General features: G+C 56.6%; 20 protein-coding genes. 6 read left to right on the forward strand and 14 right to left on the reverse strand.

Features of this window, described 5'->3' with window-relative positions; translation table 11 throughout:
• Positions 1 to 540: 540 nt before the first annotated feature.
• A complete protein-coding gene (gene hmpA, locus Pla52nx_RS08000) occupies positions 541 to 1,770 on the reverse strand; it encodes an NO-inducible flavohemoprotein (protein WP_146522570.1) in 1,230 nt (409 codons plus the stop codon).
• 519 nt (positions 1,771 to 2,289) lie between these two features.
• Between hmpA and Pla52nx_RS08005 the strand changes: the two genes are divergently transcribed.
• From Pla52nx_RS08005 to Pla52nx_RS08015, 4 genes are all read left to right on the forward strand, one after another.
• Positions 2,290 to 4,263, forward strand: a complete 1,974-nt coding sequence (locus Pla52nx_RS08005; RefSeq protein WP_146522514.1) for a sensor histidine kinase — start codon at positions 2,290 to 2,292, stop codon at positions 4,261 to 4,263.
• The gene (locus tag Pla52nx_RS08010) at positions 4,260 to 4,886 is read left to right on the forward strand and encodes a response regulator transcription factor (RefSeq protein ID WP_146522515.1); all 627 of its coding nucleotides are present in this window, start codon (positions 4,260 to 4,262) and stop codon (positions 4,884 to 4,886) included. Before Pla52nx_RS08005 ends, Pla52nx_RS08010 begins: the two co-directional genes overlap by 4 nt.
• A 141-nt stretch (positions 4,887 to 5,027) precedes the next feature.
• Positions 5,028 to 5,402 carry a response regulator transcription factor gene (locus tag Pla52nx_RS32890; protein WP_390620408.1) on the forward strand — a complete coding sequence of 125 codons (375 nt, stop codon included), beginning with the start codon at positions 5,028 to 5,030 and terminating at the stop codon, positions 5,400 to 5,402.
• A gap of 116 nt (positions 5,403 to 5,518) precedes the next feature.
• Positions 5,519 to 7,114, forward strand: a complete 1,596-nt coding sequence (locus Pla52nx_RS08015; RefSeq protein ID WP_197454967.1) for an arylsulfatase — start codon at positions 5,519 to 5,521, stop codon at positions 7,112 to 7,114.
• A gap of 593 nt (positions 7,115 to 7,707) precedes the next feature.
• On the opposite strand, the gene Pla52nx_RS08020 is transcribed toward Pla52nx_RS08015, so the two are convergent.
• Genes Pla52nx_RS08020 through Pla52nx_RS08030 form a run of 3 tightly spaced genes read right to left on the reverse strand, consistent with a single transcriptional unit; the run spans position 7,708 to position 10,920 of the window.
• On the reverse strand, positions 7,708 to 8,403 hold the full coding sequence (locus tag Pla52nx_RS08020) for a tetratricopeptide repeat protein (RefSeq protein ID WP_146522517.1): 696 nt from the start codon (positions 8,401 to 8,403) through the stop codon (positions 7,708 to 7,710).
• On the reverse strand, positions 8,400 to 8,960 hold the full coding sequence (locus Pla52nx_RS08025) for a hypothetical protein (RefSeq protein WP_146522518.1): 561 nt from the start codon (positions 8,958 to 8,960) through the stop codon (positions 8,400 to 8,402). The genes Pla52nx_RS08020 and Pla52nx_RS08025 overlap by 4 nt, the downstream gene beginning before the upstream one ends.
• Positions 8,953 to 10,920 carry a type II and III secretion system protein family protein gene (locus Pla52nx_RS08030; RefSeq protein ID WP_146522519.1) on the reverse strand — a complete coding sequence of 656 codons (1,968 nt, stop codon included), beginning with the start codon at positions 10,918 to 10,920 and terminating at the stop codon, positions 8,953 to 8,955. The genes Pla52nx_RS08025 and Pla52nx_RS08030 overlap by 8 nt, the downstream gene beginning before the upstream one ends.
• A gap of 274 nt (positions 10,921 to 11,194) precedes the next feature.
• Here Pla52nx_RS08030 and Pla52nx_RS08035 point away from each other — a divergent pair, with 274 nt between their 5' ends.
• The gene (locus Pla52nx_RS08035; RefSeq protein WP_146522520.1) at positions 11,195 to 11,665 is read left to right on the forward strand and encodes a thioredoxin family protein; all 471 of its coding nucleotides are present in this window, start codon (positions 11,195 to 11,197) and stop codon (positions 11,663 to 11,665) included.
• Here the strand turns inward: Pla52nx_RS08035 and Pla52nx_RS08040 are convergent.
• From Pla52nx_RS08040 to Pla52nx_RS08085, 10 genes are all read right to left on the reverse strand, one after another.
• A complete protein-coding gene (locus Pla52nx_RS08040; RefSeq protein ID WP_146522521.1) occupies positions 11,637 to 11,972 on the reverse strand; it encodes a DUF192 domain-containing protein in 336 nt (111 codons plus the stop codon). The genes Pla52nx_RS08035 and Pla52nx_RS08040 overlap by 29 nt on opposite strands.
• A 6-nt stretch (positions 11,973 to 11,978) precedes the next feature.
• The gene (locus Pla52nx_RS08045; protein WP_231742415.1) at positions 11,979 to 12,890 is read right to left on the reverse strand and encodes a type II secretion system F family protein; all 912 of its coding nucleotides are present in this window, start codon (positions 12,888 to 12,890) and stop codon (positions 11,979 to 11,981) included.
• Positions 12,891 to 12,901: 11 nt separating this feature from the next.
• Entirely contained in the window at positions 12,902 to 13,795 is an 894-nt protein-coding gene (locus Pla52nx_RS08050) for a type II secretion system F family protein (protein WP_146522523.1), read from the reverse strand.
• Positions 13,789 to 15,279: a CpaF family protein gene (locus Pla52nx_RS08055; protein WP_146522524.1), complete on the reverse strand. Its 1,491-nt coding sequence runs from the start codon at positions 15,277 to 15,279 to the stop codon at positions 13,789 to 13,791. Before Pla52nx_RS08055 ends, Pla52nx_RS08050 begins: the two co-directional genes overlap by 7 nt.
• Positions 15,276 to 16,544, reverse strand: a complete 1,269-nt coding sequence (locus tag Pla52nx_RS08060; RefSeq protein ID WP_146522525.1) for an AAA family ATPase — start codon at positions 16,542 to 16,544, stop codon at positions 15,276 to 15,278. The genes Pla52nx_RS08055 and Pla52nx_RS08060 overlap by 4 nt, the downstream gene beginning before the upstream one ends.
• 3 nt (positions 16,545 to 16,547) lie before the next feature.
• A complete protein-coding gene (locus Pla52nx_RS08065) occupies positions 16,548 to 17,612 on the reverse strand; it encodes a TadE/TadG family type IV pilus assembly protein (protein WP_231742416.1) in 1,065 nt (354 codons plus the stop codon).
• Positions 17,613 to 17,695: 83 nt separating this feature from the next.
• Positions 17,696 to 20,236 carry a hypothetical protein gene (locus Pla52nx_RS08070; protein WP_146522527.1) on the reverse strand — a complete coding sequence of 847 codons (2,541 nt, stop codon included), beginning with the start codon at positions 20,234 to 20,236 and terminating at the stop codon, positions 17,696 to 17,698.
• Positions 20,237 to 20,312: 76 nt separating this feature from the next.
• Entirely contained in the window at positions 20,313 to 21,200 is an 888-nt protein-coding gene (locus tag Pla52nx_RS08075) for a TadE/TadG family type IV pilus assembly protein (RefSeq protein WP_146522528.1), read from the reverse strand.
• Positions 21,197 to 21,619: a prepilin peptidase gene (locus tag Pla52nx_RS08080; RefSeq protein ID WP_146522529.1), complete on the reverse strand. Its 423-nt coding sequence runs from the start codon at positions 21,617 to 21,619 to the stop codon at positions 21,197 to 21,199. Before Pla52nx_RS08080 ends, Pla52nx_RS08075 begins: the two co-directional genes overlap by 4 nt.
• 103 nt (positions 21,620 to 21,722) lie before the next feature.
• Positions 21,723 to 22,067, reverse strand: a complete 345-nt coding sequence (locus Pla52nx_RS08085) for a Flp family type IVb pilin (protein ID WP_231742420.1) — start codon at positions 22,065 to 22,067, stop codon at positions 21,723 to 21,725.
• Positions 22,068 to 22,132: 65 nt separating this feature from the next.
• On the opposite strand from Pla52nx_RS08085, the gene Pla52nx_RS08090 reads away from it, so the two are divergent.
• Complete coding sequence (locus tag Pla52nx_RS08090; RefSeq protein WP_197454971.1) at positions 22,133 to 22,306, forward strand: hypothetical protein; 174 nt, start codon at positions 22,133 to 22,135, stop codon at positions 22,304 to 22,306.
• Positions 22,307 to 22,313: the final 7 nt, after the last annotated feature.

Consider the following 22,313-nt stretch of genomic DNA (forward strand, 5'->3'; position numbering starts at 1 on the left):
CTTTTCGCGACCAAGTCTTTGGTAATAGCTGAGCAACTAGCGCGAAAAGCTTGGGGGAGAGGGGAGCCATGTTTGGAAGTGCATACGCCAATTCGGTTTGCCTGAGCGCTCAAGCTTCTGGTGATTCGATCGTGGCAATGGCCGAGTCATTTGCACGAAAACGTTGATGGCGAGAATAGCCATAGTGGGAATGTTCAGCATGGCTCCCCTCTCCCCCGATTCCTGGCGAGCCTCAAGCGAGTCAGGAATCGGGGGAGAGGGGCAGGGGGTGAGGGGGATTTTAGTACGGTTGATTGAAACTTTCGATTCACCGTTGCCTCAACGTTACGACAAGCTCACTGTGATACAGTGACCGCTCTCATTGATCCCTCGTCGCCCCCTCACCCCCCAGCCCCTCTCCCCCAAGCTTTTCGCGACCAAGTCTTTGGAAATGGCTGAGCAACTAGCGCGAAAAGCTTGGGGGAGAGGGGAGCCATGTTTGAGAGTGAATGCTTCCTTTCGGCTTGCGTTCGTGCGGGTACTTGGGGATCGCGGGAGCTGTTAGACCGTGACCAAGGCTTGTTTGGGGCCAAAGAATTCGCAGTGTTGTCGCGACGCGTCAACGCCGAGTTCGTTGAGAATGACCTCGATCGTTGCCATGAACAGCTTGGGGCCACAGAAGTAGTAGTCCGCCTCAGCGACTGGTGTCTGCTCGGCAATCAAGTCTTTGGTGATCAGTCCGACCTCGTCACATTTGCCGGACGTAACATCACCCTCCAGCGGTTCGTCATAGATCACACGAGTCACGACCGGAGTGATCCCGTCAGCCAAGCCTCTTACTTCCTCTGCCATTGCGTGAACCGAACTGTTGCGTGCCGCTTGGAGGAAAAAAATCGGCGTCGTCAGGTTTGCTGCGGCTACCGACTTTGCCATCGACAGCAGTGGCGTCACGCCGATTCCGCCAGCGATGAACACAAGCGGCTTGCCCGTTTGTTCGGCAGTGTTGATCGTGAACTCGCCACACGGTGGCCCCAGCGCGATCGTGTCACCGACGTTGACGTTGTCGTGCAAGTGGTTGGAAATCAAACCGTCGGGCGTGCCAGCCATGGCGGCTGTTTCCCGTTTCACACTGATGCGGAAATGATCCAGCCCCGGTCGGTCGGATAAACTGTAGTTGCGGGGAGATGTCGGCGTGGTTGGGTGGTCGATGTGGACTGTGATGTATTGACCGGGCAAGAACGTCGGCAACGGGCCTCCGTCGGCTGGTTTCAAATAGAACGATGTCACGATGTCGCTTTCGCTGACCTTGCGATCGACCACAAAGTCACGCTGTCCGTTCCAGCCACCGGGTTGCGATTCCAGACCATCATAGATCTCGCTTTCGCGGCCGATGCACACGTCGGCCAGTACGCCATAGGCTTCTCCGACCGCTTCGATGATTTCATCGGTCGCTGCGTCACCCATCACGTCTTTGATGGCATCGAGCAAGTGCTTGCCGACGATCGGATAGTGCTCCGCTTTCACACCCAAAGAGCAGTGTTTTTGAGCGATCAACTCCACAGCCGGCCCGAGCGCGGACAAATTGTCGATGTTGGAAAAGTAAGCACAGACCGCCCCGGCGAGTGCGGCGGGTTGTTGGCCGCTTTGTTGGTGAGCTTGATTGAAAAACGCTTTGACTTCCGGATTGCCCGCGAACATGCGTTGGTAAAACTTGCACGTGATCGTATCCGCGTGGGCGGCGACGGCGGGCGTGATTTCCTTGATGATCTGAATGGTCTTGTCGCTGAGCATGGGAATCCTGCGGGCGTAGGAGGCAAAGAAAAAAGCGTTGGGAATGACCAACGAGGCGGGCGATGCAACTGGAACTGCGTCCACGGACTGCGATTGCCCTGAACGCGATGTCGGACCAGATGCCGAGTCCTGTACCAAAGGGTATATGTTTAGAATGTGTATGTCAATATGCAGATTTGGGGTGTTTTGCAGATCGACTCGATCGGATGATTTCGCGTGGGTGGCGTAGGACCTGGCGAGTCAATCTTTGGAATGGACTCGATGCTTCGTCGCGTTTTGCCCAGCCATTGTTTTGCCACCAAGTTTGGGCGTTGATCACGACGAGTGCTTTGGGCTTGTCCCGGACTATACTATTCGATCTCAGTGGAACGAGCAGAGCTCGACGAGAATTCCGGTGGGGCGTGTGTTGATCACAGGGCGGGCGTGCCAGCGAGACATCAACACGAGTTTCGATACATCAACTCGGAACGTAGAATCCAAGCCCACTTGATTTCCCTGCATTCTCAAGCTTCTATTCAGATGGCAAACATCCTGCGGCAACGAACGAGTGCTCCATCGGAAGGAAACGCGTATCGTGGCTCTGTCCTGCAGGCAGGCAGGGTTTCTCGGCGGGTCTGCAATTTTGGAATCTTGATCGTCGCTTTTCTCCTGAGCACATTTGACATTGCAGGAGCCGGGGAGGCCAAAAGCGTCCTGATCCTTTATTCGAACGAGAGTTTCTTGCCAGCCAACATCTCGCTCGGCAATGCGTTGGTCGATCAGATGCGTGGGGCCACGCCCACGCGCGTTGAGTTGTTTAGCGAGTTTCTCGATTTGATTCGATTTCCTGGGGATGCTCATCAGTCGCGTACGGCGGACATGCTCCGTCAGAAATACAGCAACCTGCAGATCGACCTTCTCGTGACGGTAGGGCCTCAGGCATTGAGCTTTTTGGCAGGCCAACGCGACGTTCTGTTTCCTGATGTTCCGGTCGTCTTTACTGGGGTACGCGAAGACAATGTGACTTGGCGTGAGCTGAAAAGTGCAACGGGGATCCTGATGCGGCTTGATCCGGTGCCGACGTTGGATTTGGCGATGCAGTTGCAACCGACAACACGACGAGTCGTCGTGGTCACTGGCGCTTCCGGCTTTGATCGATCATGGGACGCGTTGGCGCGAGAACGTTTTGGCAGTTACGAGGATCGGCTTGAGTTCACTTACTTTTCGGGCTTACCGATGCAAACGCTCTTGGAGAATGTGCGCGGCCTGCAGTCCGACACGGTGGTGATCTTCTTATCCGGTTTCACCGACGGGGCCGGTGAGTATTTCCTTTCCGCCGATGCGGCGAGTTTAGTCGCCGGCGCGTCGGCCGTCCCTGTCTACGGACCCTACGACACCTACATCGGAACTGGCATTGTCGGCGGACACATGAGTACATTCGATCAGGTCGGGCGAGAAACCGGACGCTTGGGGCTGCGAATTCTGGCTGGCGAGGCGCCGAAAAACATTGCCCCCTACTTGCCCGGCAACGGTGTCGCGGTAGTCGATTGTCGCCAACTGACGCGGTGGGGATTGAGTGAAGACCGCCTTCCACCACACAGCGATTTGCGATTTCGCCAACCTTCGCCATGGGAAGAGTACCGCAACCTGGTACTCAGCGCTGTTGTCGTCTTGGCACTTCAATCGGTTCTGTTGGTAGGGCTGTTGATCGAGAGAAGAAATCGTGTCCGTGCGGAGCTAGAGGCCGATGAGACACGCAGAGAGCTGACGCACGCATCACGACTTGCTACCGTTGGTGAACTTACCGCATCGATCGCCCACGAGATCAATCAACCTCTCGGCGCTATCTTGAACAATGCGGACGCTGCGGAAATGTTGCTTGATTCGTCACCGGATACGCTGGATGAGGTGCGACAGATTCTCGAGGATATTCGCCAGGACGATTTGCGGGCCAGTGAAGTCATCGGTCGACTGCGAGCCTTGCTGCGTAACCGCGAGATCGAGTTCCAAAAGATCGATCCCCATGACTTGATCGATGACGTCCTGCGATTGATTCAGCGCGAGGCAAGTCGCCGTGAGGTGGCAATCCACACCACTCTTGCTTCAGGGACGCCCATGGTGACGGGGGACAAGGTGCACTTGCAGCAAGTGCTACTTAACCTGTTGTTGAATGGTATGGAAGCAATGTCAGAATTGGAACATGCGAAGAAACTTATCGTCCAGACAAGGATTGTCGGCAGCGAGATGGAAATTGCAGTCCAAGACTCGGGGCCTGGCATCTCCAAGGACATTTGTGCTCGCCTATTCGATCCCTTCTTTACCACAAAGAAAGAAGGAATGGGGTTGGGGCTTTCCATCGCTCGAACACTTGTGGAAGCTCACGGAGGACGCATCTGGGCTGAGGGAGAATCGGGCAACGGAGTGACTTTTCGATTCACGGTACCACTTGCGCGGCAGTCTTCCAGCGAAGCGAGTCAGTCCGCAGGGGAGCTTACTCGGGAGCTGACCTGGTGACGCTAACGATTCCGATAGTCCATGTTGTCGACGACGACGCTTCTTTTCGAAAATCTCTTGTGCGTCTGCTGCGAGCGGCCAGCTACGAAGTCTGTGAGTATGCTTCTGCGGCCGAGTTCTTACTCGCGCGTGTGCGATGCGCACCCGGCTGTGTCGTGCTCGATATTCACATGCCTGGCCTCAGCGGGTTGGATCTCCAGGAGGGGCTGAGCGATTTCGATGATGCACATCCCATCATCTTTCTCACAGGACATGGCGACATCCCCATGAGTGTCAGGGCCATGAAAGCAGGGGCGGTGGATTTCTTAACAAAGCCGGTCCAGCGTGATTCACTCTTGGCAGCTGTTCGTTCTGCGATTGCCAGAGACACAGAGAAACGGATGACACGTGAAAGCCAGACCCTTTTGCGTGCTCGATTCGAGAAGCTAACAGAAAGAGAACTCGCCGTTTTCACGCTCGTGGTCGCCGGGAAACTCAATAAGAACATTGCTTCGGAACTTGGGATTTCCGAACGCACGGTCAAATCGCATCGGGCAAACGTGATGGCAAAACTGCAGGTCACGTCGATCGCAGGGCTCATCGCGTCGGCCGTGCAGCTCAACTTTCCAATTTCTGAGACCTAATCCGACTGGTTCAGCGACTGACATTTTGTTCACCTGCACCAAAGGGCAGTTGAATCTGCCCGCGGGCACACTTGCAATCATCGTACGCTCGTTAGAATCGAAGCCTGCCCGTTGTGACCGGGCATGATCGAGAGACGAATGATGCAGAGTGACTTACTCACAATTGTCGTTGTCGAGGACGATCCTAGTATGCGTCGAGCAATTGAACGAGTACTACGAACGGGTGGCTACAAGCCAATCTTATTTGATTCAGCAGAAGCTACCCTTGAATCGGGTGTATTGTTTAGAGCCGACTGTTTGGTCCTGGACGTCAACCTGCCTGGCATGTCGGGTTTCGAATTACTGGAGCATTTGATCCCCAATGGAGGCTCATTACCGACGATTTTCATCACCTCACATGACGCGCCCGCATTTCGCGACAGAGCGGCAAGCCTGGGGGCGTGCAGCTATCATCCCAAACCTTTTTTGGGTCGGGTCTTGCTAAATGCGGTTCAGGAGGCCTTTCAGGCCAAGTAATCGGTCGGTGTTCACTGCTGTCGAGGTGGCTCAGGCTGTAACGAATTTCATCGCTCACGACGACAGGCCACGGTGGATTTGACCCCGGGCCTATCCTTTTCAACTGGAGATTTTCAATGAATCGATTTCGTCTATTAATGATCGGAGTGCTTGCGTGCAGCGGAGGGATCGCATGTTCGTCGCGTGCCAATGCTCAGCAACCCGATTCCAGCAAGCCCAACATCATCGTCATTTGGGGCGATGACATTGGTACCTGGAATATCAGCCATAACAATCGCGGCATGATGGGCTATAGAACTCCCAACATCGATCGCATTGCCCAGGAAGGTCTGTCATTTACGGACTACTATGCACAGCAAAGTTGCACCGCAGGCCGAGCGGCCTTCATTGGCGGTTCTGTGCCGGTCCGTTCAGGAATGACGAAGGTTGGCATGCCTGCTGCGAAAGAGGGTTGGCAAAAGACCGATGTCACCATGGCAACGGTGCTCAAGAGCCAGGGGTATGCCACTGGGCAATTCGGCAAGAACCACCAGGGCGACAGGGACGAGCACCTGCCGACCATGCATGGTTTCGATGAATTCTTTGGCAACCTCTATCACCTGAACGCAGAGGAAGAGCCAGAGAACCGCGACTATCCGGGCGACCTAAAGCTTGCCAACGGCAAAACGTTCAAGGAAACGTTCGGTCCGCGCGGCGTGCTGAAGTGCAAAGCCGACGGCAAGGGTGGCCAAACCATCGAGGATACCGGACCGCTGACGAAGAAACGGATGGAGACAATTGATGACGAGTCCATCGCGGTCGCCAAAGAGTTCATCACTCGCCATGCGAAGTCCGGCAAGCCATTCTTCTGCTGGTGGAACGGGACTCGCATGCACTTCCGAACCCACGTGAAACCCGAGCACAAGGGCATCAGTGGCAAGAGCGGTGACGAATACCACGACGGCATGGTCGAGCATGACATGCACGTTGGTGAACTGCTCAAACTCATCGACGAACTTGGCATCGCTGACAACACGATCGTTCAATACTCAACCGACAACGGCCCGCACTTCAATACTTGGCCCGACGCCGGAACAACGCCCTTCCACGGCGAAAAGAACTCGAACTGGGAAGGCGCCTTTCGAGTGCCCTGTTTTGTCCGTTGGCCGGGCAAATTTCCCGCAGGTGAGACGCTCAACGGAATCGTTTCCCATGAAGACTGGCTGCCCACGTTTGCGGCCGCCGCTGGTGCACCAGACATCAAGGAAAAGCTGAAATCGGGCGTTGAACTCAACGGCCGGAAATACAAGAACTACATCGATGGGTACAACCAGCTCGACTACTTGAGCGGAAAAACGGACGAGTCGCCCCGCAAGGAATTCATCTATGTGGACGACGGCGGTCACGTTGCTTGCATCCGTGTCGGTGACTGGAAAGCCGTCTATCTTGAGAACCGCGCTGACACCCTCCAGATCTGGAAAGAGCCCTTCGTTCATCTTCGTACCCCCGATCTCTACAACCTGCGGCGCGACCCGTTTGAGAAAGCCAAGATCGGCTCGAACACCTACGAGGATTGGTTCATCGATCGCGCCTACTTGCTCGGCCCCATGCAGGTCGTAGCGAGCAAGTTCCTGATGACGCTCAAGGAGTATCCCCCCAGCCAAGCTCCGGGCGACTGGAGTCTGGAATCGCTTGAAAAGCAGATCTCCGTCATGACGGTCGGCGGCAACTAAAGCGCTAATCGTTTCAAGGGTGCCGTCATCTGACGGCACCCTGGGCTGATCAAAATTCGGGATTGTGGCGCAGCGGCGCTCCGCAAGTTTCTGTCACGTCCCTCGGGCGCAGTTGGGGAGGTAACAGGTGCGCAGCACGGCACACGGCGTCTGGCTTGTGTTTGGGCGGATGGTGGTGTTCGTTTTCGACTTGGAAAGTCGAACGACAATCGTCGCTCGACTTTCCAAGTCGATAGCGTGCCCCGTCAAGCGTTTTGCCATTTCCAGTCATTGACTTGCACAGACAAGCCCCCCTCCCTCGCATTCGCCTGAACCGTCAACAGAAGCACATCCACCTGCCCACCGCCCGCGAATCGCCTTCGGCGATTCGCGGGCGGTGGGGAATTTCTGTTGGTGTGCGACGGTAGCCGTCAGTTGTTTCCTCCGCCGAGACAAGCTAGACGGAAGGAGCTTCGCTGAACAAAACACGCAAAACCAAAACCCGTGTCAACGCCAAATTTTGAACAACCCAGCATTCGCCTTGGTCACGATGCGTCTGCGACCAGGCTTGACGCGCTGACCCGGTACAGTGTGTCTATGAACGGGCCTGTGTCTTATCGAGGGGCCTGCGTCTTCTCGATTGCAGAGGCCAACCGGATGGTTTCAGACGTCGGGTTATCAACCAGCGACTGCTCAATGGCAGAGCGAGCATTGGCTTCATTTCCCGATTCGATATCCAGTAGCGCGATGTTGTGATGGGCGACGGACGATCCGTAGATCGCCGTGAATTGCTGGATTGCTCCTTGTCGGTCTCCGGCACGGTAACCCGCGATCGCGCGAGTTGATTGTAGACGCCGATCTGCGGGGAACTGCTGCAAGGATTCATCGAGAACACGGATCGCTGGAGCCAAACGATCGGATTCCAATAGTGTCCACGCAAGGTTGTTGCGAAGCTCCACGTCGTTCGGCGTCGATTCGATTGCCCGTTGATACCTCGCAACCGCCTTGTCCGTTTCTCCGGCTTGGGCGTAGATCGGTGCCAGTTCTCGATCCAGTGGCGGGTGTTTTGGGGCGAGTTTTTCAGCTTGCTCATACAAAGCGATCGCTTCAGTGAAATGACCGTTGGCAGCAATCGTTTTTGCGGTCTGAATGCAAAGCTCCCTCTCGGACTTGGGTGTCCCGTGTTCGGAAGCGGACGACAAGGAATGGCTGGCAAGAGGCTCGATGAAATCACTTGTCCGTTTAGCTCGCATGCTTTGGCAGCCCAGTGAGATCAACAGGAGCGACGCAACAGTCAGGTATCGAATCATCGAAAGCCTCCTGTAAGACCGGTTCCGCCAATTCCTGATGGACGTGAGATCGGCGCGCCGATGCCCGCGTTTGAATTGCGAGTGTTGCCCAAAGCGCTCGCCGCGCGTTCAGCCTGCGGTCCAGAGAGACCGAGTGCCGCAGGAAACGCAAGTTGAACGTCAGGTGAGTGGATTCCACGAATTGCCAGTTCGTGTAACACAGAGGCTAGGCGGTTCGTATCCACTGCAGCATCACCGGACGGCTCAATCGTCCACGACTGCACGGCAGCCAGATCGGTCTGAGCATGTCTGGACAACCGCTGCAAAGCGGCAGGCGAAAGCGTCGCTGAGCGGTCAATGAAATCGGCTTGGTACAAGACGGTTTGGTCGGCAATCGCGCTGTTGACCTGAGCAGATTGCCACTGGCATACCTTGCTGCCGGCCGGTGCTGGGATTGCGCCGGCTGGAATATCGGCACAGCAATCGACACCCAGTACGCCGTCGTGGTGCGAGCATCCGAATGAAAGACAGCAAGTGAGTGTCACGATCGTCGCGTGAACGAAAATTGGATTATTCATGGTCAAACAACTCACGCATCGTGTTCATTGGAGCCGGCGGTTGTGAATAGGTGTTCTCAATCGCATCGGACGAGAAAGCAGCGGGATCACGCGTGCCGATCATCGTTGGCACGGAGCGATGGGGTACCGAGGTGGGGCGAGGACAACAACGGTCCGTCGGGCCGATTTCACCGATCATGAATTGATCGACGCAACCGTGTTCCCCATGTTTTTGCCTTGCATAGTCCGTGCGTACAGAGGAACGATAGTCTTGGGAGCGGCGGCTCTCCAAGCGATTGGCAACATAAAACTCAATGTCGGTCGGTTCGTGCACGTCGCTGCCGGGTAGATTCGGTGACTCGCATGCGTCGACGGGGGCAACCAAGTGCGGTGTGACCAGAATGACCAGTTCTTGTTCACCACTACTGCTCCGATTGACACCGCCGGTCGACCCGATGATTGGCAAGTCGCCCCAGAAAGGAACTCGGTCCGTGCTAGCGCCGTAGTTGGTTTGGAGCAATCCGGCGACGGCGATGGTTTGGCCGCTGCGAAGTTGCACGGTGGTGGAAAAGTTTCGACTGTTCAGTCCGGCAACTTGCGATCCGCCACCTCCCCCTCCGCCGCCGATATTGGTACCCAGCGATTCGTCGCGTGTGCTGACTTCGGCGTTCATCTGCAACTGGATCACGTCACGATCTTGGATAAACGGTGTGAACTGCAATTGCACACCGAACGGTACGAACGAAACACCTTGCAAGTTGTTGCCGCCGCCTCCGCCGGCACTGATGATCGGGATGGGAAACTGACCGCCGGCTTGAAAGTTGGCAGGTTGTCCGTTCATGGCGACGAGATTCGGCTCGGCGAGCGTGCGTGACAAGTTCATCCGGCGGAGTGCCTCGATGGCCATGCGGACTTGCCCCATATCCAGTGACGCCAGGATGTTGGCACCGCTTTGATTGCCGCCCCCACCGGTTTGTGTCAATCTGCCGGTGAGTGACTGAAAGACTGTCAAGCCGTCGTCGTTGTCGACGCCGAAATTCAACCCGATGCTGCGGGCCGCCGATCGGTTGACTTCCGCGACGGTAACCTTCAGCATCACCTGTTGTTCGCCGACGATTTTCATTTGGTTGATGATTCCGGCGTCGGCCAGAGCGCGTGCGTCGATGATGCGATCGGCGAACGCGGCCGCCCGTTCCGACTCTAGCCGTTCAGCGGTAGTGGTGAAATTCACCGCCGTCAAAGCAGCCTGTGATTCCAAGGCTTGACCACTTTGGTTCCTGACTTGTCTCGCCCCCAACAACACATCTAGGATCTGCGACATCTCGACTGCATCAGGCGTTTGACCGCGAACGATCAAGCGGTCAGCGAGTTCGTCGAGCTCAATGTAACTGTTCGGGAACTTTGCGTTCAGGTCCGCTTGCAAGTCCTTAGTCGGTTGAGCGAACAGCGGATCAGCATACACCCGGACTTCGTAAGCGACGGTGCTTTGCCCGCCGGGCGAGTCCCGATCGTCGAACCAGAAGATCAACGTCGTTGTCCCAGGTTGCAGTCCCGTCACTGCGATTTCTTTTCCGCTTTGCTCGTCGATGATTTCCGTTCGGATGACGGTGTCCGCAGGGGTGTAAACCCGCTTGGGCGTTTCGGAAAGTTGTAAGACTTTGGGGCGACCCACGACGAGCTTCAACGACAACTCGGGATCGATCGAGGTGGGAATGAATCGTGCGGCGTCCCGTTTGGCTCGGTCGCTCGGCGGCGGAAGGATCAGTTCCGTCGGGAAATCACTTTGCAAAGACGAACGAACCGGTTCCGCTACGGCGGGCGGGAGGTTCGGCACAGAGGCTGGCATTGGTGGCTGAGCGAAGATCGACGGTGCGATCTCGAGCTGCTGCGCCGCAGCTGGAACGGCCAAAGCGGCAAGCAAGCCAGCAAGCAGCATTGCATGCGACCGCTGTCGATGATGTCGTAGCCATGTCGATCTCATGAGTTCTCCGTCAGTCAGACAAATACAAATTGCCGCGCAAAGTAATCGCTCCATGACGGAGCGACGCGAGCAGTGAAGTCCGACCAAAGGACAGGAGGTGTATTCGGCATAACCGGTACAGTCGCTTGAGTCAAAACAGCTCAGTCTATTGCCCCGGGCAAATAAGGTGCTCGTGCTCTGGCCAATCGCTGCCATCGAACCGAGTCTCTCTCCGTTGCGTAGTCAAACCCTGTCCTGGTCGGACCTCAAAACGCTCATACTCAGGAAGTATCTCATGTGGTCCCACCCTCTCTGTGCCTTGGTCGTGGCTGTTTTATTGGCGTTTCAACTGGGATGTTCGCCGTCAGCAGACTCAGTCGCTCTATCACAGCATGAAGGTCCATCGCTGCCTGTCGTCCGCGGATCCGATCTGAAATCCTATGTCGCTCAGAGCGAGCGGCCTGTGCTGGTCGAGTTCGGTGTTGACTACAACTGCCCTCGCTGCCAGCAGGTCAGATCAGACGTGGTGCAATTGGGCGATCGCTTGGCTGATCGGGTCGACGTGGTTCGGATTGACTACAATACGAATGCAACCTTGGTGTCCCAGCTTGGAGGCACCCTATGCCCCACGTATGTCCTGTTCCACGATGGCAGCCCAGTACTGACGCGAAGCTTTCCCGTCTCAATTGACCTACTCGAAGGGGAGATCGAACGGATCGTGGAGCAGCGAGCCTCAGTTATGCCAAATGGACTTGATCGTTCGTGACCAACGCGACCGCTGCTGGCATTGTTTCAATCACACTGCAGGTTCCACGCGGGCAAAAGTGAAGACGCCATGGGCGGACGTTACGTGCAACGCTGAGCACTCGGGAGTCGGAATCAAGGTGAATGACGTCGATCGAGAATCGCATGAAGCACGTGTGTAGGGAAGAACACGGTGTCAGCCAGATGCCGGCATCTCGGGGCATCGACCGTCGGAACTGCAGCCCCTTGAAACGTTTCCAGAAGGAATCAGCTAGTTCAACGTCGTGCAACAGCGTTTCGCCTGTTTGTGTTTGAATCAACTTTGCCATCGTCACTCAGAATCCTCCGCCCCGCGTGAAGGTTTCCGTGAGTTTGAAGAGCTGCACAAACGCTGGGCCAAGTGTCCAGACGAATAGACCGGGAAGAAAGCAAATCACGAGCGGAAACAATCGCTTGACCGGCAGTGAGTTGGCAAACGCGATCGCACGTTCACGGCGTCGGGCGCGAATGTCGTCGGCTTGACTGCGTAAGACCTTGGCGATGCCCATCCCCATTTGTTCGGCTTGGACGAGCGCTGAAACCAAGATCGAGATCGAGCCGATTCGGATTCGCCCACTGAGTCGTCGTAAGGACTGGATCCTTGGACGACCGGCGAGTAGATCGGCGTGGTAGAGATTCAATTCACTCGCCAGTGGCCGGCCAGCAAGGCGGGTTTTCAGAATCCGCAACAGCGCCGAATCGAAACTCAAACCGGCTTCACTGAGTGTCGCCATCAGTTCCATCGCTAGTGGTAAGTCCTGTTCGATCATCGCGACTCGTCTACGTCGCGCCGAACGTACCGTGGTGATTGGCAAACAAACCAGCAGGATGCCGATGATCCACGGGGCGACCCAGACGACGGGCAAGAAGGTCTCGCCGACACCGCCGGGAACCAGCACGACTGTGCGTTCCATCACACCCTGCAATCCCGAAAGCAAGAACAAGGCTGCCGCTCCGAATCCGACAACGGTGCAACCCATCATGGCGGCGATAAACATCCAGGGGGCGGAGGCGCTGCGATATCCAGCCAAGAACAGCCAGGCCGACAGCCATCCTCGTGGCGAAGAGGAATCGAGGGCAGCGGAAACATCTCCGTCGGAGTGCCAGCGGGAAAGCGTACGTTCGCGAGCAAACAGATATCGCATCGCAAGGCTTGCGATGATAATGATCGCGATCAGGAAGGACACAGCGAGTGAAATTCGAATCATTTCATTACCCATCAAAACTTCGGCTTTGATATGAAATTCATCCATGCGATCCCAACGGCTTGCATGATGATCGAACCGGCGATGAACCAACTACCAACGGTCGAGGTCACAAACTGGACCATCGGCTCGGGTCCGTTCCGCCATACGATGACAGCAATCAGATAGATCAATCCGAGAATCGCGAAGGTGCTGAATTGAGATTGCGCGATGTTGGATTGAATACGCCGTGTGATCTCGATGCGATCACGGATCGTTCGTCCAACCGTTGCCAAAGTGGGCGCCAGTCGCCCGCCGACTTCAAAGTGAACGGCCAGCGAAGATGAGAACAGCAAGAACGTCTCCAGGGGAACACGATCGGCAAGCGAGCGGAATACCGATGCGGGATCATCGCCAAATCGAATCCGTCCCGAGATTTCTTGGAGATACGGTTTCAATGGACGGTCGGTTTCCAGCGTTGCCGCGTCCATTGCCGGCCCAAGCGCGGATCCGGCACTGACGGCCCCGACCATGATGTCGATCGCATCGGCGAGCTGCCGTTCTAACTTGGCGATATGTCGCGTATGCAGGAAACTCTCGAATTGATTCAGCAATAACGAAATCACCGCACCGATCGCCAAAACATACTGCAGCGGCCAGCGAAGAACGATCGCAACCACCAACGCGATGATCGCTCCGATCGCCCATGGCAGCCAAATCCAACGGCGGGTCAGCCGGCGAGCCGATGAGTCTGGGCCGAGCATTTGGTCGGCAGGCCGATCGCCCGCAGTTGTATCTGAGGTCGACCATTCTTGGGTTGCGGCTGCAAAACGTTCAAGCGTGCGTTGGCGACGGGTGTAAATCTGATACCCGCCGACGCCGACCAATCCGATGAACGCCCATAACGCGACGACACCGACGACTACCATGATCGCCGCCGATCGGAGTGGTCAAGATCATCGGCAGGGTCGGAGCCGGCGCTCGACGAATCATTGGATGGCTGGAACAAATGCATGGGAACGGCAACGTGATTTTCACGCAAACGTTCAGCCACCCGTGGGACGACTCCCGTCGCGACAAAATCACCTGTGATGCGACGGTTGGCTTTGCCCGTCGAAACAAAACGAAAGATTTCTTGCAACTGCGCCGTATCGCCTTCCATGCCCACCAACTCAGAAATCGACTGCACTCGCCGAACACCGTCTTCATATCGTTTGACTTGGACGATGATGTCGATCGCCGAGACGGCTTGTTCGCGAATGGCGCGAGCGGGCAAATCGATGCCTGCCATCAAGACCATGGTTTCTAAACGGGAGATTGCATCACGAGATGAATTGGCGTGGATCGTCGTCAATGAACCGTCGTGCCCCGTATTCATCGCCTGCATCATGTCCAGTGCTTCGCCGCTACGAACTTCCCCGACGATGATTCGATCCGGACGCATACGGAGGGCGTTGACAACCAAATCGCGGGCCACGATGCGGCCTTGTCCCTCGATATTCGGTGGCCGAGTCTCCATTCGGACGACGTGGCGTTGATCAAGTTGCAGTTCCGCCGCATCTTCGATCGTGATGATTCGTTCGTTTTCAGGAATGGCTTCGGCCAACGCGCCCAGGAACGTCGACTTACCTGAACCGGTGCCGCCGGACACGATCATGTTGATGCGACCGCGAATCGCCAGACGCAAGAATTCCAACATCGCCGGCGAAAACATCCCCAGACGCATCAGGTCATCACTTCGCAACCGCCGCCTGCCGAAACGCCGAATCGACAATGTCGGGCCATCGATCGTTACCGGTGGCAGCGTCGCGTTGACGCGACTGCCGTCGGGCAAACGGGCATCGACCATGGGCGAGCTTTCATCGATTCGTCGTCCCACGCGGGCAGCAATGCGGCCGATGATCCGAGTCAAGTGTTCATCATCTCGAAAGCGAACATCGGTCGCTTCGAGTTGTCCAAAGCGTTCGACAAAAACAGTGTACGGGCCATTGACCAGAATGTCGGTCACGGCGGGATCGGCCAACAGCGGGGCGAGCGGCCCGACGCCGATCGTTTCTTCGATCAGGTCATCGACCAATTGTCGACGTTCCGAATCATTCAGCGGCCAATCTTGAGTCGCCAGTGCATCGGCGACATATTCCTTGACCAAATCTGTCAACTCATCTTCGCTCGCCGTGATCCGATCGCGGCGGTCCAGGTCCTCCAGCAGTTGTGTGTGCATCGCGGCTTTGACGGAAGCGAACGATGCGTTGCCGCCTGCTTGGGACCCCGGCGAGGCACTTGCAAAACTCCTGCTCGATTGACGCGAGGACTCGGCGCGGATTCGCTCACCAGGCAGACGTAGACTCGTTCGTGTGAACAGTTCTCGCGCCGACGGCTTCTCGTCTGGCGGTGTGGATTGATTGAAACTCATCGCTCGAACTCTCCCAGGGAAGATGACAGCGGCGTTTCCTCGGCAATCGGATCCGGTGTGACGAGCGGTTGTTCGTTCAAGGCAACACGCGACTGTGTTGAATCAAGATGTCCCGCCACGTCACTGGCCAGGTCTTCCAGGGCGCGACTGAAACCGCTGAATCGGATCGTTGCCATCGCCACGGGGACTCCGCAATTGGCCGCCGCCATCACCCGCTTGTCAAAGGGCAGCACATGGTCAATGTCTCGCTGTAACCGATCAGCCACGTCATCGACCGACAAGCTGCCCGTGACCCTTTGTTGTCGATTCAAGATCACCGACTGCCGCTCCGCCGGGTACCCGATCCGCTCCAGGACGTTGAGCAATTTCACGCCACCCAATAGCGTCGGCAACACGTTTTCCAAAACCACGTAAACGCGATCACTTAAATCCAACGCCGCGATCACGACTTGATCGAACATCGGGAACGTGTCGACGATCACGATGTCGTAGGTTTGGCGAGCCAGCGTGATGATACGGGCGATCAGCAGATCGTCTATCTCCATCGCTTCGACGGCATCGGCAGGTGCGGCCAACAAGTGCAGGCCGCTGGAGTGGACCGCCGCCGTTTGGCGAATCATGGTCGGATCGAGTCGGTCGGACTCGCGTGCTAGGTCGGTCAGCGTTGCCGTCGGTTGTAGATCCAGCAGGGCTGCTGCGACGCCCATTTGAATCGAACCGTCGATCAACAAAACGCTCTGCTTGCCGCGACGAGCAATCGCCACGGCCGCATTGGTCGAGAGCGTCGATTTTCCGACACCGCCTTTATTGCTGATGAATGAAACGACGCGGCCGAGCGGCTTGGACGTCGTTGATGAGCCAGTTGGGTTCGAACGCGGCGTTTGAGACATTAACCGCGACAAATCAGCCGTCGAAAGTGGCCGCCTGAGGAAATCGCACACACCGCAGCGCATCGCCTCGATCAATACGGCAGACTCATTGACGCTTTCGGGAAAGCCTTCGGGACGCAAGATTGCTGCGACGCGTGTTTGAGTCGAGGCGGAGCGAATCTGGCCAACGACGTTTGTCAGTTCTTTCGGGTTTTCGGTGAACTCGATCAGTACCAGCGAAATCGACTGAGTTCTCAGTGCCTCGAACAAATGACTGGATTGCTTGACTAACCGAAACCGAGGCGTGTCTTCGCCCAATCCATCGAACGCGAGCTTGGCCTCTGAGACAATCTTGTCGTCGGTGCTAAGGATCAAAACAGATGCGGTGATCGACATGAATCAGTTCCTCACCAAGACGGGAGCGTTCAAGGCATGCGTCAATGACGAATTGGTGTTCAAGACCGCGTTTCGCCGGGTGGCGTCGAGCAATGCCAAAGTATCGCGGGCCGCTGGCAGACTGGCGGTTGCGTTCCTGCTCGCGACGACACCTTCGACCGGGGCGGGCTGTCCGAGCAAACCGAAACCGACGACGAGCGATGTGACCGGTTCGTAGATGACGCAATATCCGTCCGGTGGTGGAGCCACCATGCCGCCAACCGAGATGGCTTGACCAATAGACAAGCCCTGAGAAATGTCTGACGTGATCGTCACGGGGTTGCTCGGTGAGGCTCCCCAATCGGCGAGGGCAAAAGCAACTGGAACAACTCCAGGCAGCGTTGAAACCGGTGGACCAACACGCACGGCAGGTCTTGGTTCGGCTCTCGCAACACCACCTGTCGCAATTCCATTGCCGACTCTTCCTCGATCCATGAGCGAACCTCTTGCAAAGAGATAAGGTACCGAAGCTCCGTGAGCGAGCAGTTCAAAATCGCCATCGACGACTCCCCCACGTTGGACCGCGACCGAAAATCGATTGTTTGCGATTGGACTGGAGCTCCGTTGCACATCTGTAGAATGATTGGCATCGACCGCCATCAACTGACTTGCATTCAACCCCGGATCGCCGGCACCACCGGAGAAGCTAGCAGCGTTTCCAAAATCCACCGAACTTGGATTGCCGATTGGCAAGTTGAGGTCATCGGCAAACGTCCACGCAATGAAGGGTTCGGCTGCGACTTGGCGATCTTCGAAGTCGACAATCCCTTCACCGCGTAAGCCTTCGAGCGCGGCCGCGTCGGCCGCAGATTGCATTTGTCGCTGGGCGAGGCGTGCAAAGCCCAAGTCGATTACGAGTGCCGCCATCGCGAAGAGTCCGAACAGCATCATCGCAACAAGTACCATGACATAGCCGCCACGTCCGTCACCTCCCCGGGCGAAGCGGGGGGAGGCCGGAACGAGCGAAGTAAGTTCCGGGAGGGGGCCGAGTGCCAAGGTGCGTGCTGATTGCGCAGAGGTGCATCGCATGCCCCCTCCCTCGCGGACTCCTGCACGTCGTCGCTCGACCTCCCCCAACTGCGTTGGGGGAGGTGACAATTCGATGGACAAACTCACAACCCGCCTCCCCCATAAACTTCGACCGATCGCTGGCCACCGATGATGACTTCCGTTGTCTTGACGTTTGCAAACGGGTCGAAGGAGGGGATTTCACCGTTTCCAGCAACGATCGAATCTTCATTTCGTCGCTCAATACCAACGGCGACCAGATGCGAGCGGTTTTTGAGTTCATCACGAGCAGTCAATGATCGGGCAATGGCGGCTTGCAACCGCGTCAGATCTTCGTTTCGAACTTCCAATACCGTTTGTCCGGCGACACTGCCGCGAGCAATACGCACCATCGGCGCGACGACGGCTGAGGTCGCCACGCCGCCCTCTGCGGTGATCTTTCGTGTTGCCAACGACTTGACGACGCCACGTATAAGGATTGAAACGTGATCGCCTGATTCGAATGAATCCAAGCCCTCGATTTCAGCGTTGGCGATCGGCAAGAGAGTGAACCCGACTCGCGCCGTCGCGGCGATCCCGCTGGCCGTTCCCTCAGGTAAGAAATCATCGGCGGTAAAGAAGTCGCCGCGAGCCTTGTCGCGTTTGAGCACGCGACCGTAGAGAGCTTGCAACTCTGGCAACGCTAACGCTTGGGCAAACTGAGGGTCGGATGTTGAAACGCTGCGCGTCGTGATGTCACGGCGATTGCCTTTCCAAGCCGTTTCGCTTAGCTCGGAATAGGCGGCGATGGTTTCCGGTGCGATGGCAATGGTCTTTCGTCGTGGTGATGTCGACTGAGATTCGGCGGCGTGGAACGCGACGGTGAACAAGGCGTCGCGCGAGGCCATCGCCGTGGCGAAAGGTTCAACGTCTTGATCGGCGACGGCGATGATGACCGACGGTCCCGTGAACCCATTGTCGTTGTTTGGCTGCGCGGCAGGCGACTGGATCGCCCGCAGAGCTGCGGCGGGGGCAGGGAATCCGACGGGAGCGACAACGATGGCATCGGACGCGACGAACCAGGGCTCGGCGCGATTACCGAAGGTTTCTTCCCAACTGCGCTGGGTCGTTCGCGGCGTCAACGATTCAGACTTGCGAACGATCACGGTGCCGTCGGGCCGTGTTTCGGTTTCCTCTTCGTCACGCAGTCGCTCCAGCGAATAACTCGCCAACAAATCGATCGTGTCGCCGATTTGTAAGTGTTCGGCACCAAAGATTCGATTCAACGGAATCGAGAACGCGGTTCGTCCAGGCGGAATGAACGTCGTGATTGCCGGGCGATCGCCAACAGCGGTAGCCGACGGAGCCGTCTCGGCTGCCTCGGTTTGAAGCATCGAAACGAATCGTTTGCCATCGGCAGAGAAACTCGTCCGGTGGTTGACGGCTTCCAGGGACACTTCGTCGTCGTCCTGTTTCTTCGGTGGGCCTTTCAGCAAATCTTCGTGGCGAAGATAGCGACCGGCAGGAATGTCTTGCCGCGTGATCGCACCGAGTGCATCGCCGATCGAACTGATAACGTTCATTCGGTCGGCTTCCAGCTTGGAGATCGTGACCGTTTTGATCGAGCGTGTTGCGGGACTGACGAAGGCTTCCCGAGAGACGACTTGATACGCCAGAATCGGTCGTACCGTCACAGGAACACGAATTTCATCGGAGGAACTAGCAACCAAATTCGTTTCGTCATCGCTGATGGGTTTCATCGAATGAGCGACACAGGTGATCGGCAGTTCTTGATTGAGTGCGTTTTGTAGTGGTATCACATCATCGGCGGCGACAGCGATCGCGACTTCGTATTTCGGAGTGTTTTGCATCGTCTTTCCGTTCATCAGCGACGCCGAAGACGAGACCTCATTGCGAACGTAAACCGGACGCAGCACCTTGGCGTTTTGTGCAAGCAGTTCCACTTCGCTGACCGCAGCAGACGATTGATCGCCGTCGCCCGATACTGGAATGCTGGCGAGCAAGTCGATCAGATCGCCCGCACCGAGTGAATGAACGCCAGTCAAGCGAGTCGCGTCCAGCGTGATCGCTCTCATGCCTTGCGGCGTTGCACCGGCGAGTCCTTCGGGTGTGCCTGGCGGGAAGAATGTGCTTTCCTGAAAACCTAAACCAGCTCGCTTATCGGCTTTGACAACGCGACCGATGATCGCATTGATGTTCATGATCGCACCGCCCAACGAGAACGTTTGCCCCTGACGCACTTCGGCTCCATCAGTGACTACAAACACCACCTCATCGTTATCGTTCTTAATCGACTCGACACGACTTTCGACGTGCGAACCGTTTTGATCGACACCGACGATCGCCATGCCGACAGCGGCCCCAGGCGGCAGCTTCTGATACATCAACCCGCCGCTGGTTGGGTTCATCAATTGCTTACGATCGACGCGAGTGTATGCGGGTATCGGCTGCGAGTTGATCGGAATGCGAACCATGAACGGATTTTCAACCGGTTTGCGAACAGCAAACGGGTTCAGTGGCACACCGGCCAGCCACAGGGTGCCGACGATGCCGACGGACATCAACGCGAACAAGCCGAGTCCGCCCAAAATGAGCGTGGGTGTTCGCGAGCGTCGAGATGAGTTGCGGTAGTTTCGTGGTGGCATGTTCTTGAATCGTTATTGTTGATTGATGCCTCCGTGTCTCGTGTTTGAATCACATCCCTGCAACCCTTTGTTTGAGTCAGTTTGCAAATACTTCGCGTCGATAAATGGCCTGCGCGGAGATGACCCGGCGAAATGGACGGACGGTTTGACCAAACGCCCCTTGCGCACCCAAACCGTACTGCCCGCCGTATGTTCCCGCAAAATTTTCTCCAGCGAGAAGCGGTTGTCCAATCAAGCCACCGGGACGATCACCCGCGTTGGTTTCGTTCACGCTGTCGTCGCTGGCCACATTGCGAGTACCGACCGTCGGTTCAAATGGCCCTGCAACGTTGGGTTGAAAGCTACTCATCGACGCGGACTGAAACGGGTAGTTGATTCGCAGTGCGACGATGCCTTGTTGTGGGGAGTCGACGCTGAAGGGATCCTGGTTCGCGTCGTTCTCGATTTCTTCGACAACAGGCACCCAACGGATCGTTTCCGTTCCCGTTGCGTCGCGTCCCGTCACGAGTGGAATGCCAACGGTGAAACCCGTCGGCGTCGAAGGATCACTCAGTAGCGCACCCGGATACCGAATCAAATTGGCATCGGGCGTTCCATCGCCATCGAAGTCGGGTCGGTCGACAATCATCACCGCTGCCAATTGTTGGTTCACCGGAGGCCAGTCGGGAACGATGTCTTCAAAGAACGATTGCCCACCGAGTGTGTCGAGATCAAAAACCAGCAAATCGTTTTGGTACACGTCGTCAAGGGATCCGTCGTTCAGCACTGCCTCAAACGTGGTCACTGCGGGAAGCGGTGTTCGCGAAATCTCCCGCGCCGCCAAATCCACCGCTCCTTGCAAACCTTGCGCAACGTACAACGCGTGACCGAACGTCAAGATCGCGGCGAGCAACATGTACAGGACAAGTGCCACGACGGCAAACTCGACGAGCGATTGACCACGGCGAATTGCAGGTTTGTTCATATCTGAGACACCAAACCAAGGTAGCCGACAAACCCGGCCAAAATCGCCGGGCCGTAGGCGAGATCCTTTTGCCCGCGAACCATCGCGATCACGGACAGCACGCCACCGGCGATGGCCATCCCGAACAGCACGATCAGCAGTCCGACCGGACCGACGAGCAGACCCAGCGAGATGATCAGTTTTGCATCTCCACCTCCGAGGTGTGCGAAGCGAAACAGACCCAAACCGACGAGCAATCCCAGCAATCCACCGACGATCACCCACAGTATTTCTAAATCCCACCACCCCATCAGCGACACGACCACTGCGATGACGCCAATCGCAACGGAAATCCAATCAGGAATCTCGCGAGTGCGAAGGTCGCAAACGGTCGCCGTGGCGAGCAGCAGCAATACGATCGATGCGATGACTGGGAGCATGACGAGTTTGAGAGATTGGTCGCAAAAGAACAGATACAAAAACCACCCATGGCGGGTGGAGTCGCCATGGGTGGTCGATACTTCCGTGCGTTTCTAATCAAGCTTACGGTTCGAGGATCAAACCGCCGAAGCCGTCTTGCGCCGTACCGTCCGCACCCAAGACGTTTGCATCCAAACGACCGGTGTCAGAATTGGTAAAGATCGTTGCGGCGTCCAAAGCGATCGCCCCAGTGTCGGCACCAGTGGTTTCGATCAGCTTGCCGCTGGTGATCGGACCGTTGTCATCGGCGTGGGCACCTGGCAGGATGGTTGCTACGGCTGAGATCAAATCGCTGGTCTTGTGACCGAATACCGAAACGGCTGCGGCACAGATCAATGCCACACCGGCGATGATCAAACCGTATTCAACCAGACCTTGACCCTTCTTGTTACGAAGCATCTTACGCATGTTTGTTTTCCTTTCGAGAAAACGAGTTACAGGGAAATGTGTTGCCGCCTGACCAAAGGTTCCGCATGACCAATGCAGGCGCGTGCGGCGGCGACGAACAGTCCGCACGCGTTGTTTTTTTCTGTAGTGGACGAGGTGACGAGTCCCGTCAGAACGAGCCCTACGTTGTGGGACTCGTGACCTCGTCCTCGGAACGCAATGGGACTCGTGACCTCGTCCACTACGTGCTGTTCTTTTAAAGGTGCC

Source organism: Stieleria varia (genome assembly GCF_038443385.1).
Classification (GTDB): Bacteria; Planctomycetota; Planctomycetia; order Pirellulales; family Pirellulaceae; genus Stieleria; species Stieleria varia.

Bases quoted from the DNA above. Each gene is read 5' to 3' on its own strand.
- Pla52nx_RS08045 (WP_231742415.1), bottom strand. From the start codon at position 12,890: ATGATTCGAATTTCACTCGCTGTGTCCTTCCTGATCGCGATCATTATC.
- Pla52nx_RS08020 (WP_146522517.1), bottom strand. From the start codon at position 8,403: ATGATTCGATACCTGACTGTTGCGTCGCTCCTGTTGATCTCACTGGGC.
- hmpA (WP_146522570.1), bottom strand. From the start codon at position 1,770: ATGCTCAGCGACAAGACCATTCAGATCATCAAGGAAATCACGCCCGCC.
- Pla52nx_RS08030 (WP_146522519.1), bottom strand. From the start codon at position 10,920: ATGAGATCGACATGGCTACGACATCATCGACAGCGGTCGCATGCAATG.
- Pla52nx_RS08065 (WP_231742416.1), bottom strand. From the start codon at position 17,612: ATGCGATGCACCTCTGCGCAATCAGCACGCACCTTGGCACTCGGCCCC.
- Pla52nx_RS08090 (WP_197454971.1), top strand. From the start codon at position 22,133: ATGACCAATGCAGGCGCGTGCGGCGGCGACGAACAGTCCGCACGCGTT.
- Pla52nx_RS08050 (WP_146522523.1), bottom strand. From the start codon at position 13,795: ATGGTAGTCGTCGGTGTCGTCGCGTTATGGGCGTTCATCGGATTGGTC.
- Pla52nx_RS08035 (WP_146522520.1), top strand. From the start codon at position 11,195: ATGTGGTCCCACCCTCTCTGTGCCTTGGTCGTGGCTGTTTTATTGGCG.
- Pla52nx_RS08005 (WP_146522514.1), top strand. From the start codon at position 2,290: ATGGCAAACATCCTGCGGCAACGAACGAGTGCTCCATCGGAAGGAAAC.
- Pla52nx_RS08025 (WP_146522518.1), bottom strand. From the start codon at position 8,960: ATGAATAATCCAATTTTCGTTCACGCGACGATCGTGACACTCACTTGC.
- Pla52nx_RS32890 (WP_390620408.1), top strand. From the start codon at position 5,028: ATGCAGAGTGACTTACTCACAATTGTCGTTGTCGAGGACGATCCTAGT.
- Pla52nx_RS08085 (WP_231742420.1), bottom strand. From the start codon at position 22,067: ATGCGTAAGATGCTTCGTAACAAGAAGGGTCAAGGTCTGGTTGAATAC.
- Pla52nx_RS08055 (WP_146522524.1), bottom strand. From the start codon at position 15,279: ATGAGTTTCAATCAATCCACACCGCCAGACGAGAAGCCGTCGGCGCGA.
- Pla52nx_RS08060 (WP_146522525.1), bottom strand. From the start codon at position 16,544: ATGTCGATCACCGCATCTGTTTTGATCCTTAGCACCGACGACAAGATT.
- Pla52nx_RS08080 (WP_146522529.1), bottom strand. From the start codon at position 21,619: ATGCTCCCAGTCATCGCATCGATCGTATTGCTGCTGCTCGCCACGGCG.
- Pla52nx_RS08015 (WP_197454967.1), top strand. From the start codon at position 5,519: ATGAATCGATTTCGTCTATTAATGATCGGAGTGCTTGCGTGCAGCGGA.
- Pla52nx_RS08040 (WP_146522521.1), bottom strand. From the start codon at position 11,972: ATGGCAAAGTTGATTCAAACACAAACAGGCGAAACGCTGTTGCACGAC.
- Pla52nx_RS08070 (WP_146522527.1), bottom strand. From the start codon at position 20,236: ATGCCACCACGAAACTACCGCAACTCATCTCGACGCTCGCGAACACCC.
- Pla52nx_RS08075 (WP_146522528.1), bottom strand. From the start codon at position 21,200: ATGAACAAACCTGCAATTCGCCGTGGTCAATCGCTCGTCGAGTTTGCC.